This window comes from Alloacidobacterium dinghuense (assembly GCF_014274465.1).
Lineage (GTDB): Bacteria > Acidobacteriota > Terriglobia > Terriglobales > Acidobacteriaceae > Alloacidobacterium > Alloacidobacterium dinghuense.
This window is the reverse complement of the sequence record NZ_CP060394.1, coordinates 3,101,973-3,115,421: the sequence shown is the minus strand read 5'-3', so window position 1 is coordinate 3,115,421 and position 13,449 is coordinate 3,101,973. Positions and strand designations below refer to the sequence as shown.

Annotated in this window: 8 protein-coding genes; 4 read left to right on the top strand and 4 right to left on the bottom strand. The window is 54.8% G+C overall.

The features are described from left to right. Window positions 1–34 precede the first annotated feature (34 nt). Complete coding sequence (locus H7849_RS12770; protein WP_186747018.1) at window positions 35–1,855, top strand: CRTAC1 family protein; 1,821 nt, start codon at window positions 35–37, stop codon at window positions 1,853–1,855. Window position 1,856: 1 nt separating this feature from the next. On the opposite strand, the gene H7849_RS12765 is transcribed toward H7849_RS12770, so the two are convergent. From H7849_RS12765 to H7849_RS12755, 3 genes are all read right to left on the bottom strand, one after another. Continuing rightward, complete coding sequence (locus tag H7849_RS12765) at window positions 1,857–3,407, bottom strand: NAD(P)/FAD-dependent oxidoreductase (RefSeq protein ID WP_186747017.1); 1,551 nt, start codon at window positions 3,405–3,407, stop codon at window positions 1,857–1,859. After that, window positions 3,404–4,225, bottom strand: a complete 822-nt coding sequence (locus tag H7849_RS12760; protein ID WP_222439807.1) for a hypothetical protein — start codon at window positions 4,223–4,225, stop codon at window positions 3,404–3,406. Before H7849_RS12760 ends, H7849_RS12765 begins: the two co-directional genes overlap by 4 nt. 151 nt (window positions 4,226–4,376) lie before the next feature. After that, window positions 4,377–5,696 carry an asparagine synthase-related protein gene (locus tag H7849_RS12755; protein ID WP_222439806.1) on the bottom strand — a complete coding sequence of 440 codons (1,320 nt, stop codon included), beginning with the start codon at window positions 5,694–5,696 and terminating at the stop codon, window positions 4,377–4,379. Between the two features lie 260 nt (window positions 5,697–5,956). On the opposite strand from H7849_RS12755, the gene H7849_RS12750 reads away from it, so the two are divergent. Then, window positions 5,957–9,346 carry a CRTAC1 family protein gene (locus H7849_RS12750; RefSeq protein WP_251106771.1) on the top strand — a complete coding sequence of 1,130 codons (3,390 nt, stop codon included), beginning with the start codon at window positions 5,957–5,959 and terminating at the stop codon, window positions 9,344–9,346. A gap of 10 nt (window positions 9,347–9,356) precedes the next feature. On the opposite strand, the gene H7849_RS12745 is transcribed toward H7849_RS12750, so the two are convergent. Next, window positions 9,357–10,742, bottom strand: coding sequence for an amidase (locus tag H7849_RS12745; protein WP_186747016.1), 1,386 nt, complete (start codon window positions 10,740–10,742; stop codon window positions 9,357–9,359). A gap of 198 nt (window positions 10,743–10,940) precedes the next feature. Here H7849_RS12745 and neuC point away from each other — a divergent pair, with 198 nt between their 5' ends. Together neuC and H7849_RS12735 are read left to right on the top strand one after the other, a co-directional pair. Further along, a complete protein-coding gene (neuC, locus tag H7849_RS12740; protein WP_186747015.1) occupies window positions 10,941–12,101 on the top strand; it encodes a UDP-N-acetylglucosamine 2-epimerase in 1,161 nt (386 codons plus the stop codon). Next, entirely contained in the window at window positions 12,098–13,225 is a 1,128-nt protein-coding gene (locus H7849_RS12735; RefSeq protein ID WP_186747014.1) for a DegT/DnrJ/EryC1/StrS family aminotransferase, read from the top strand. The genes neuC and H7849_RS12735 overlap by 4 nt, the downstream gene beginning before the upstream one ends. The last annotated feature ends 224 nt before the right edge of the window (window positions 13,226–13,449 follow it).

The following is a 13,449-nucleotide window of genomic DNA, read 5'->3' as shown; positions in this document are numbered from 1 at the left end:
ATATGGATGAGGGACGGAAAGGAAAGTTCTATTGATGTTGTTGCGCGTGCGGGTGGTCCGCCTTTTCCCACTGGTTGCAATTCTTCTTATCTCCGGCTGCACACGAACACCCTCAACCCCGGCCCCGAAAAACGAGGAACCAACTGCAAGTCATCCTGCGGCAGCCGTTGCGCCTGAGTCGAACACGAGTGTAGAGGCCGCCCCCGTACGTCCCTCCGGCCCTATTCGGTTCACTGACGTTACAACGCAGGCGGGCATCCATTTCAAACACAACAGCGGCGCCTTTGGGAAGAAATACCTGCCCGAAACCATGGGCAGCGGCGTGTGTGTTTTGGATTATGACAACGATGGCTGGCAGGACATTCTGTTCGTCAATTCCATGGATTGGCCCGAGCATAAGACGAGCAAGTCCTATCCCGCCCTCTATCACAACAACAAGGACGGCACATTTACGGATGTGACTCGGCAGGCTGGTTTAGAGGTAGAAATGTATGGCCTTGGCTGCGCCGCCGCCGATTACGACAACGATGGATTTGACGATATCTACATCACAGCGCTCGACGGCAACCATCTTTTTCGCAACCTCGGCAACGGGAAGTTCGCCGATGTAACCGGCAAAGCAGGAGTACGCGATCCAGGGTTTTCAACGGGCGCGGTATGGTTTGACTACGACAACGACGGCAAGCTCGATCTTTTTGTTTCACACTATGTCGAGTGGTCTCCTGCCACGGACCAATACTGCACGCTCGATGGCAAACACAAATCCTATTGCACGCCCGAACTATACAAAGGCCAGAGTGCAACGCTGTATCACAACAAAGGCAATGGCACGTTTGAAGACGTAACCAAAAAGGCCGGCCTTTACGATCCAGGCAGTAAGTCGCTCGGTGTTGTTTTGCTTGACTACGACGATGACGGCTGGATGGACCTCTTTGTCGCCAATGACACGCAGGCGAACAAGCTCTACCACAACAATCACAACGGCACGTTTACCGACGAGGCGTTCGCTACAGGGGTTGCCTTCAGTGATGCGGGCAAGGCGCGCGCAGGCATGGGGGCCGACGCCGCTGACTACGATCTTTCCGGCCATCAAAGTCTCGTCATCGGAAATTTTGCCAATGAAAGCATGGCGCTCTATCAGAATGATGGTTCTGGCTTGTTCACGGACAAAGCGATGACTGATGGAATTGGTCCAGCGTCTGCGAGTTCGCTTACTTTCAGCACCTTTTTCTTCGACTACGATCTCGACGGCTTGCCGGATATTTTTGCCGCCAACGGTCACGTCGCCGATGACGTGAGCGTAGTGACGCCTACCCTTCATTACGCAGAACCGCCGCTGCTCTTCCACAACAAAGGCAATGGAAAGTTTGAAGATGTGACAGACAAAGTTGGCTCAGCACTGCGCCAGCCAATGGTTGGGCGAGGCGCTGCCTACTTGGATTTCGACAACGATGGGGATCTCGATCTGGTGATGACAACCAGTAACGGTCCGGCGAAGCTGCTGCGCAATGACAACGGAAATCAAAATGACATGCTCAAAGTGAAAGCGATCGGAACACGATCAAATCGCGATGGCATCGGCGCGAAGATTACAGTTAAGACCAGCAAAGGCCTCCGTCTATTCGGCATGGTGAGAGATGGATCAAGTTATCTTTCGCAAAGCGAATTGCCACTCACCTTCGGGCTAGGCAAACCGGATGCAGACAAGACAGTAGTGCTTGAGATCGTATGGCCGAGTGGAAAGAAGGAGTCAATTCCCAATATCAAGGTAAACCAATTCATTACGCTCGAAGAGGGCAAAGGCATGATTTCAGCAGTGCCGATCGTATTTTCAAAGCCAAAGACCGAACAATAAGCTACGAATAGAAACCGCAGGTGTGCAGCAGCTGGGCAATCTCATCCGGGGTTGCTTCTACCTTGGTTGCCGAGCGAAACAGGTCTTCTGCGACGACCGGATACCAGTTGTGCCGGTCTTGCCTGCAAAGCCCTGCAACATCAATCGGCTCAATCACGCGCAGAACCTCTGCAATCAGGTTCGCCGCATCCTGCTCGCTTTGAATATGCAAAGCGCGATCCAGCAACGTTCGACATGCCGGCCCAAAGGTCAGATGATCATGCAACAAAAATGACGGCGCTAGATGCGGCTTCTTCAATCTTCGAGCAGTCTCTGAGAAACTGGCCGCCGCAAAGTAAAGCAAAGAAAGCGCAGCAAAGACTGGAAAGTTGTTCATGTTCGCGTACAGGCTCCCGATCAACTGCCCCGTTGCGTGTACTTCAGCCAAAGTCTTTGTCGCGTATCTTTGCAGACCTATGTCGAAATGGCGCGAATTCCATTCACGCTCAAGAATGTCGGCCAGCCTGCTAATTCCCAGGAGCGTAAGCGGGAAACCTGTCGAAAGCAGCGGATCGACGAAACCCGCCGCTGACGGGAGCAAGGCCCAGCGATCGCCACAAACCGTGTTGCTCAGGAAGGATAGTTGCCGAACACAGGTAAATGGGCGTAATGCCCTCGCTTCGACGAACTGCCTCTTAAGCATTGGCATAAAGTTAAGCAGCCGATCCCATGCAAGCGCTCCATCCTCAAAGTGCAACGCAGCGGCGGTATTCTCGGTCGCTGCAATGCCGGCACTGGTGATTCCATTGTTGAAGCGAAGTACCCAAATCCAGCCACCATCAAAAACATGATGAACCGCCGCATCGTCGACGGGATAGGGTGGGACATCTTGGAATTGATTGATCTCATCGAGACGCTTTACGCCCGAAAAGTGGCTGTAGAGAGCTTGTGTGGAAGGGTAATTCGGTAATTTTGCCTGTTGAAGTTGCAAGGCGCGATGCAGAAAGCCTCGAGGACCCGTAGCATCGACAATAAACTCGGCGCGCAACGAAATAAGGCGGCCATCTTTCCGTCCCTCTAGCTCAACTTCATCGTCCAGAAACGTCGGTTGTCCAAGTTCAATTTCATCGAAATAGTCAACGCCCAAGCTCTGAGCCTGACTTACCAAAAATGCATCGAAGTCTGCGCGATACCAGTGCGTATCGGCTATTTGGTCGCGGGGACTTGCTGCGACCAGGAGCTGGTTTGTGCGCTCTTGATCTGGTGTGCAAGGCTGACCGAGTACGTGATGATAAAAGGTAAAGCCTCGCTTCAGACCGCACCCTATCTCCGGATAATGTTGCTGCCAACTGCCCCACTTTGCTAAAGGCTTGATTGCGGGCAAGTCGTAACGATCGGCCAACTCTTCGAGAAGCAGGTTCGAGAGTGGCGTCGACGATTCGCCGATCATGAATCGGGGGTGTTTGCCTCGCTCAAGCAGGATGACGGAAAGGCCCAGGCGTCGGGCAATCATGGACATCAAGGAACCCGCGAAGCCCGAGCCCACAATGGCAATGTCGTACTTGAATTTCAATCGCGCCCTTCACAGTGGGTGCAACCCGTGCGAGGCTGAATGCGCTGCGTGAGATTCATTTCACGCAGTCGAGCGACACGCTGGCTGAGGCACTCCGCGCACTCTTCTGTACTCGCAGGGAGATCCCATAGGTCAACCAAGACGCGTCCTCTGCGCAATTCGATTCCGTACTCGGCGGCTGCTTCTACGGTCTTAAGGGGAGGCGGTGCAAAGTCTCCGTGCCCTGCCAATATTTCCATAGCGCCATTTCCACCGCGCGTTGGAATCAGCGTTGCGGCAGTTGCCCCACAGTCGAACGCAAAGTCCAGAGAGCGCTGCGCCCAATGGAGTGACTCAGCTGGCGGCATAAAAGGAGGCTGCACAAGGATGAATACTCTGAGATCAATCGCGCTGCTCCGCAGAAATTCCGCCGCTGCCGAGAAGTCATCGAGCGTCATTCGTTTATTCAAGCGATCCAGAATTTCCGGATGAACGGTTTCCAGCCCCATTGCCACTTCCAGCTGATTGGAAAGCATGTCGCGAAAAGTGAGGCACGCGTTGCCGATCAAGGCAGGATGGCTTTCAACAATGGTTCTCTCGAACGAAAGCACACGGTTTGCGATCGCGGAGTAGTCCTCTGCTGGGATCGCCCTCCGGTCAAAAAAGCTGCCGCTATTGTAGAGCTTGATCTGTCTTGCCGGAGCTAGTCGTACCAACGCGTAGTCGATTTGTTCTGGTATCGCTCCTGCAGGGACAGATTCGGTCAGTGTATTCCGCCAGAGATCGCACATCACGCAGCGCCAAGGGCATTCGCAATTTGTTAAAAATACCGTGGCCACCGGCGCAATCTCTCCTGTAGGCGAGCACTCCTCTTCGACAAAAAAGGAGTATGGTTGCCGAGGATCCAGAGCATTGCGCTGCGGCCGCTGTGACAGAATCCAACTGTCACGTTCCGATAGCCGAACTGGATAAGTGAGAGTCGGGGACATTTCACTGATAGAGAGACAGAAACTGCTTTCGATACTCCGCTTCGCGAAAAGGCAGTTTCCGGCGCAGCGCATCTTCGGGCAAAGCACCGTGCTGGAAGCGGCGCTTCGGGAATACGGGCATCTTCAACCCCGTGAGCTTCTCTATTCCTCGCGAGACAATCTCACCCTTCAATTCATAGAGCCGACCGACGCTGTAATCGGTCAACTGAATGAAAGGAATCGCCTCTGCCACAGCGACAACGTTCGGCCGCGTATAAGGGCTGAAACCTAGAAAACCGAAGTGGTGAGCCGGCGCATAAGTGCGTGTATACGAGCGGCTAAGGCCGCCGCTGTAAGTCAGAGAATGCTTGATTTTTCCAACGCCCCAGCCTTCCTGGTACAGCATCCGATTGTGGACGACGCTGCGGATTGTAAGTTCGGGATTCTCTTCGATGGGATAGTCCTTAAGATTTTCATCTCCGCCATCACCATCCATTAAGTAGCGCCAATCGGGATATCGTTCGCGAATCCCGCGGCAGAGAGCCAGCGCCATCGTCGCAGATTCAATATCAAGCGGTTTGTAATCCTCAACAATCCGGATCGTCTCTTGTGCATTGAGCGTCGAAGCGTGTGTCTCAATTGGCTCAAGAAAGATCCCGAGATCAAGAGCGTTGAGAAAAGCCCGGGCTTGTTGTACATCTGGACCGTTGCCGAGATCGAGAACAAAAGCTTTGAGTCGGCTCAAATGCATGCCGCGTTTCTGCATCACATGGTAAGCCGTGAGGAAAACGCTGCCGCTGTCGATGCCGCCGGAAAAGCACACGCCAATCGGCTCACCTGAAGGCACACGGGTGAGCCACTGCGATACTTCCTCATCAAGCGCTGCGATGTATGCCTCGCCAATCCGCTCAACATCTGGGGGCAGCGTGCCAAGTTCGGGAGTAAAGAAGCGCGTGTAGACGGGATCGGGGTCGGGGCATCCAACGAGTTGAATTTCGACCACGTGATGAGCCGGTACCATCCGCGTGTAGCTGGGATGGAACTGGCCATCGAGTCCTTCACTTTTTAGCCAGTCATAAATCGTGTCGATGCGTGCTGCCACAAGCAGAACGGGGCCCTCTTGTCGCTTCGCAAGAAAATAGCGCATCGGCCGGTCGAGTGACCTCGCCATCTTCACTGTTTTCCCCGAGCGTGCGATGAGAGCAAATGATCCCTCAATGCCGCGAATAGCAACGGCTGGCTGTTCGAGCAAAAGGCGTTGCGCCTCTTCCAGGGTAAGATTATAGATCTGATTTGATTCCGGCTCTGTGAGGTCGACAACTCTTTCGATGTATTGCTGCACTGCAATCCTCTAGGTAAGCTTCGTTTGCAAACAGTTTACGCTTTTTATCTTGTCCGGCGTACGGCTCCCATCACCCGATGGACATGGATGCGATGATCGATGATCGTCTTCGCCGTCCTCTATAATCATTTGCGTCAATGCGAGTCAACTTCTCTCGATTTATCCCTTTCGAAAATTCGCAAGAGCCCCATTCCGTATCTTGCAGGCCTCGTCGCAAAACTTCGATTCGTTTAAGCACGGTCGCAATTCTCTTCTTAACTGTGGCTTTTACGAACGTTCTCCGTGCCTCAACGGCGGATACCTCTCGCGATACCGTCGCTGCAGCGAGGATCAACAACACCGGCGTGGCGCTGATGAACCAACAACTGACGGAGAAGGCATTGGCGAAATTCGAAGAGGCGCGCGAACTTGATTCGACAGCCGCCGTGCCCATGCTGAACCAAGGCATTGCCCTGCTCTATTTGCGTAAGTTGCCCGAGGCAGAAGAGGCTCTGAAGCAGGCAGCCGCTATTGATCCGAACAATGTTCACATCTGGTACAGCCTGGGGCTGACGCACTTCACCGGCGACAACCCCACGCTCGCGATCGATGACTTCAACCATGCCCTCAAAATCGATCCGGATGACGCGGACACCTACTATTACCTCGGTTCGCTCTATCTCAATCTCAAGAAATATGACGATGCCATCAAAGAGTTTGAGAGTGCACTACAGTTAAACCCCCTCCATGCTTCGGCGGAATTTGGACTGGCGAGCGCGCTGCAGCGTTCTGGGAAAGTGGCCGAGGCGCATGAACACCTCAAGCGCTTTCAGCAGATCACGCAGACTAAGGTTGGTACGCCTCTCACTGTGACCTACGGTGAACAGGGGCATAATGCCACGGTTCAGGACATGCTCGCCCCGTTGCAGGCTGCCGGGCCAATGATACCCGTGCATTTTGTAGCCCAGACTGGATCAACCGCTCCTGCGGATGCTTTGCCAGCGGCAAAGAATGCAGCCGGTGGCGGCGCCTGCATTCTCGACGTAGAAGGGAAGGGCGATAAAAATATCGTCGTCATGAGCCAGGGCGATGCGGCAATCCGCGTTTATAAAGCTCTGCCGAGTGGCGCATTGGAAGAGATACCCGCACAGCAGACAGGACTGGAAATAAGCGGTCAGGGGATCGCTTGCGCAGTGGGCGATTATGGCAACGATGGCCAGCCTGACCTGGCTGTTGCCTTGAGTGATCGCGTCGTGCTTTTTCACAACCTGGGGCACGGAAAATTTGCTGACGTAACGAAGACCGTCGGGATCGAGCAGTTGAATCACCCCGCCGGGCTGACATTTGTCGACTTTGATCACGATGGCGACCTGGATCTCTTTGTGACTGGCTCTCCGCTTGCGTCTGGAAAAGGCCCAAGCGTTCTCTGGCGCAACAATGGTGACTCGACCTTCACTGAATGGACCGGTCCGACAGGACTCGCGGGAAGCGCAAACACGACAGGAGCCACGCTCTCGGACATCAACAATGATCGCGCTGTCGATCTGGTCGTGACGGGTGCCGGCAGCGCGCCGACGATTTACGAGAACCAGCGAGAAGGCGCCTTTAAGGCAGTATCGTTGTACAGCGATGCCGCACTCGCGCCCACTCTAGGCGTCTATGTTTTCGACTTCAATAAAGATGGATGGATGGACGTTGCGGTCACCCATGCCGGATCTCCTGGGATTAGCCTCTGGCGAAATGTGGAGGGCAAGCATTTCGAGCGCGTCTCGTTACCCATCGCTGGCGCGACGGCAGCATGGGGAGTTACCGCGATCGACTTCGACAATGATGGCTGGATTGATCTTGCAGCTGTCATCGAAACCGCTAAAGGGCCAGAGCTGCATGTCTGGCGTAACCGAGGCCCCGAGGGATTTGAAGATGTCAGCGACACCCTGGGTCTGAGTGGGCTCAAGCTCGTAAATCCACGTTCCGTAGTAGCCGCTGATATCGACGGCGACGGAGCAGCTGATCTCATCGTCACGCAGTTGAACGTTGCGCCGCTTGTTTTGCGCAATGTAGGCGGCAATCGAAATCATTCTCTGCGCATTTCCCTTACTGGTCTGGCAGACAACAAATCCGCGATCGGTACGAAGGTGGAAGTGTTCTCCAATGGCCGCATGCAGAAGTTTGAAGTGGCCGGTGGCAGCGGATATCTGAGCCAGGGCTCAACAGAAATCCTTGCAGGGCTCGGGCAAGCGGAAAGCGCCGATGTGGTTCGCTTGCTATGGCCGACCGGTGTTCCACAGGACGAGTTGGATGTCGCCGCCAACAAACCTGTCGCGTTGCAAGAGCTCGACCGCAGAGGCAGCTCCTGTCCGGTGCTGTTTGGATGGGATGGCAACAAATATCAGTTCGTATCGGACGTGATTGGCGCCGCTGTTGTCGGCCACTGGGTGTCTCCTGCTGCGACGAACAAGGCCGACCCAGACGAATGGGTTAAGGTCGATGGTTCGCAGCTGAAGGCGCGGAATGGTTACTTGAGTCTTCGCTTTGGCGAGCCCATGGAAGAAATCAATTACATTGATCAGTTAAGACTCGTGGCTGTCGATCATCCTGAAGGTACCGAAGTCTATCCCGACGATCGTTTTCTCAATGAGCCCCCATTCGCTTCCGGCGCTACAGTAGTTGCTTCTGCGGAAACGCGACCACTCGCGGGAGCGTGGGACGACCAGGGGCACGATGTTCTGGCTCTCTTAGCGAAGCGCGATCACAAATACGTGCGCGACTTTACCAACCTCAAATATGCGGGCTATGCGAACATGCACACCCTTACGCTCGATTTAGGCAAGTGGTCCTCACAGAATCCGCTGCGTCTTTTCATGAGCGGCTTTATTGAATACTTCAGCGCCAGCTCGATGTATGCGGCATGGCAGGCAGGCCTGCAGCCGATCTCGCCTTTCGTCGAGGCGGAACTGCCGGACGGCACCTGGAAGCGTGTTGTCGATGACATGGGTTTCCCGGCAGGGCTGCCACGAACCATCGTCGTCGATCTTACAGGTAAACTGCCGCAGGGTACGCGCCGCATCCGCATCAAGACAAATCTGCAGATTTATTGGGACCAGGTTTTGGTCGACAACGGGCCGGAGCAGGCAAGCAATACCAGGCGCATAGAGTTGCCCTTAGCGACTGCGCATCTTGCGTTCCGCGGTTACCCTCAACAGGTCGATGGCGAAACCCCCGGAGACCTGACGTATCACTACGACCGCATCAGCGCCACAGGTCCGTTCCAATGGCAGAGAGGAAGCTACACGAGATACGGAGATGTAACTCCGCTCTTGCAAGGGGTCGATAATCGCTACGTCATATTCGGCAGCGGTGAAGAAATTGATGCCGAGTTCAGCAATGCATCACTGCCACCGTTACCAGCGGGATGGAAACGTGACTATTTCTTCTATGCAAATGGCTTCGTTAAAGACATGGACTTTTATGAAGCGATGCCTTTTACGGTCGCGCAAATGCCATTCCATGAAATGAGCACGTATCCTTATCCGGCGAATGAACATTATCCGGAGGACACTCAGTCCTGGCAATATCGACTGGATTGGAATGATCGTTTCGAGTCTGGAGAGCGCAAGCAGCGTTTCCAGTTCAATTACGTTCCCACGGAATCACAACCAATCATTCACTGAGACAACACATTCACTGCAGCGGAGGAGGACGATACCCAAACTCGCTTTCCACCGCTGCCGCCACCTTCAGCACAAGCTCATCGTCATACGGCCGCCCCGCAATCTGAACCCCGATCGGAAGCCCATCCTCCGACTGGCCCACTGGAACCACAGCAGCGGGCGCGGCCAGCAGATTGAACCACTGCGTAAATCGCATCGCATCGAAATAGTGCAGTGTGCGTCCTTCTACCGTCCACTGGCGCTCACCGTGCCGAAACGCCGGAATCGCGCTCACCGGCATCAACAAAAGAGGGAACTCCTGCATCTCCGCAAGAAGCTGGCTGCGCACCATGTCGCACTCCGCCCATGCATGCAGCAGCGATTTCGCCGTCAATGGCGGCTCAGATTCCGCAATCTCAAGAAAATTCTGAAACGTCGGGCTCAGATCATTCCTGTGCCCCGCAGTAGAAGACTCGTAAAACATCGCTCCGCATTGCACAAAGAAAACATGCCACAGCCTGCGTGCCTCTTCCAGAAACGTCGGCCGGAATTCCTTCACCTTGAAGCCTTGCCGCTCAAGCGCATCCGCGGCATCGCGCACCGCCTGTCGCGTCTCCTTCGTCACCGGAATCAGCCCATCATCCTCAAACCAACCAATCGGAACGTGCTTTGCTTCCTCAACAGATACCTCACGTAGATGCACAGGCGCAGCTGAAGGATCAGACGGATATCGGCCAGCCGCCACGCGAAACAGCAGATCCACATCGGCAACTGTGCGCGCCATCGGTCCAATCGCGCCCAGAATCGAAAACGGCCCCACGCATGGCGGCAAATGTCCAACCGCCGGAATGCGCGCCGAAGTCGGCTTCAGTGAGCAGATGCCCGAAAAATGCGCAGGCTCGCGTACCGATCCGCCGCTGTCGCTGCCCAACCCGCCAGCCGAAAGCCCTGCTGCAATTGCTGCTGCTTCGCCGCCACTCGATCCGCCCGCCGTTCGCTCCGTTGCCCAGGGATTATTTGTCTTCCCATACAGCAAGTTGTCCGTTTCATACGCCATCAAAAATTCAGGGCAATTCGTCGTCCCCAGAATCACCGCGCCAGCGCGGCGCAGTCGCGCTACAGACTCAGCATCCTCTTGCGGAATCTGCCCGCGATGCAACACACTTCCAATCTCGCATCGGTATCCCTTCGTGGCGATCGACGCCTTCACCGTAACCGGCAGACCACTCAACGGCCCCTCGACTGCGTGACGCGCTTGCCGGCGTGCCTCTTCTGGATCGAAATGGACGAGCGCGTTGAGAGTCGGATTCCAGCGCTCAATGCGGGCAATATGCTCTTCCACCAGTTCGAGCGGCGAGATTTTTCTTTCTCGCAGAAGGGCAAGCTGTTCGACAGCAGGCAGAAGGGCGAGGCTCATGGAATGTGGCTTTCAAATCCTCTCAACGCAAACGATCATGAAACCAATAGAATCAATTAGAGAAAGCTTATTACAGAGTCTCCGCGTATGCGATCGGGCTCACTCAGGGAAAATGCTGGTCGTGCTGAACGAGTTTTTTGATTGGAAAACCCGGCGCATGGCTGCTGTCGAAGCCAGTATGTACGGCCGGGAGCCTCAATGAAGCAGACCATTGCAGTTGTAACCACGTCGCGGGCGGATTATAGCCATCTCTACTGGCCGCTGAAGGAACTGCAAGCACATCCCGACGTGGACCTGAAGGTGATCGCGCTGGCAGCACATCTCTCTCCGGAGTTTGGCAGCACCGTGCGCGAAATTGAAGCTGATGGGTTTCCCATTGCCGCGAAGCTTGAATGTCTTCTGAGTTCTGATACAGACGTCGGAATGGCAAAGAGCATCGGGCTTGGGGTTCTTTCACTTGCCGACGCGCTCGGCCAGATGAGGCCCGATCTTCTCCTGCTCATCGCCGACAGATATGAGATGCTTGCTCCGGCATCGGTCGCGCTGGCACTTCGCATTCCAATCGCGCACATTGAAGGCGGAGAAATCAGCGAGGGCGCCATCGATGACGCCGTTCGCAATGCTCTTACAAAGCTAAGCCATATTCACTTCACGTCGACAGAACTAGCGCGGCAACGAGTCATTAACATGGGAGAAGAGCCATGGCGTGTGCATCGTGCAGGAGCTCCATCGCTGGATCACTTCCGGCGTAGTCGATTGTTAACGCGGCAGGAACTCCAACAGAATCTTGGTCTCGATCTCACACAGCCGACAATTCTCGTTGCGTATCATCCCGTCACGATTCTTCGCGATACGACGAGGGAGACCGTCGCTCTCTTCGAAGCGCTCAAAGAGCTTCCTGATCAACTCGTATTCTGTTACCCGAATGCCGATGCAGGCAGCCGTGAACTCATTGATCGCGCCGAAAGATTCTTGAAGAATCGTCGCAACGGGCGCTTGTTTATCAATCTGCCTGCTGTCACATATTGGAGCCTGTTGCAAAATGTCCGGCTCATGGTCGGTAATTCTTCGAGCGGCATTATGGAAACCGGCTCGTTCGCCTTGCCGACGGTGAACGTCGGCATGCGGCAGCAGGGAAGAGAGCGACCCGCGAATGTGCTCGATGCATCGCCAACGCGCGAATCCATCCTGAACAAAATCCGTGAGGCTCAAAGCCCCGAATTTCTGCAATCCATCGAAGGCATGTCCAATCCCTATGGGGATGGCCACGCTGCGGAACACATCGTCCGAGTACTGACTACTCTGCCATCTTCAGAGCAGCTACTCTTGAAGCGTGCCGCGTCAGCGGAGTGTCCATGAACATTCCATTGTCACAGCCCGACATCACTGAAGCAGAAATTGAAGCGGTAGTCGCTGTTCTTCGCAGTTCCAGACTGAGCATCGGCCCAAAGCAGGAGGAATTCGAACACCTCTTGGCCACTGATATTGGTGTGCCGCATGCAGTTGCCGTGAGTTCAGGCACGGCCGGGTTGCATCTGTGCATCCGGGCACTGGGCATTGGCAAGGAGGACGAGGTGATTGTTCCCTCATTTGCCTTTGTCTCTGCGGCGAATGCAATCCGTTATGAAGGCGCCACGCCAGTCTTTGTTGATATCGAGCCGGCAACGCTCAACATGGACCCGGCGCGCATCGAAGAGGCCCTCACGCCACGGACGCGCGCCATTCTGGCGGTGCATACTTTCGGTTGCCCTGCAGACATGGACGCAATCCTCGATATCGCACGCCGCCATCGTCTTCTCGTGATCGAGGACTGCTGCGAAGCGATCGGCGCGGAATACCGGGGACAAAGAGTCGGATCGTTTGGCGACGCGGCAGTATTCGCGTTCTATCCCAACAAGCAGATCACGATGGGCGAGGGCGGTGTCGTGGTAACCCGCAACGCAGATATGGCGCGCGATATTCGCGCGCTGCGCAACCAAGGGCGATACGAATCGGATGAGTGGTACCAGCACAAGGTACTCGGCTATAACTACCGTCTTTCAGAAATGAGCTGTGCACTCGGTTGCGTCCAGATGCAACGAATCGATGATATCCTCGCCCGCCGTGAGGCCGTAGCGCTGAAGTATCACGAGAATCTACGTGGTCAGAAAGGAGTGATCGTTCCTCCGACCCAACTCGATCAGAAGCGCATCAGCTGGTTTGTGTATGTCATTCGCCTGGCATCGGGGTTCCAGCAGGCGGATCGAGATGCAATCGTTCAGTCTCTCGGGGCTGATGGAATCAGCTGCGGCCGCTATTTTGCTCCGATCCACAAACAGCCGGCATACCAGCAATTTGCTGCTCTGCGTTCGCTTCCAGTCACTGAGTCGCTCAGCACACGGACGGTCGCGCTTCCTTTTTTCAATCGAATTACCGATTCTGAAATCGAATATGTCTGCAGTTCCCTGGTGCATCTGGCAACCACAGCTTCTCTGGAGCAATAGCTATACATGTCGCAATCGAAGTGCGCAGACCTCGTGCATTTCGTTGCTCTCTGAGCGTGCGCTAGACTTAACGGTTGAGTTGCGGCCGGTTGCGTAGCGCGGCGGCAAATATTCTGCGAAAATTATCAGTTGGACAATCAAAGATTATCGCCTGAGTCTAAAGAGAGCCTGGATTACGGTTGCGCTCGCCTCAGATCGATGGATCTTTGCATGTTCCCGGGAAA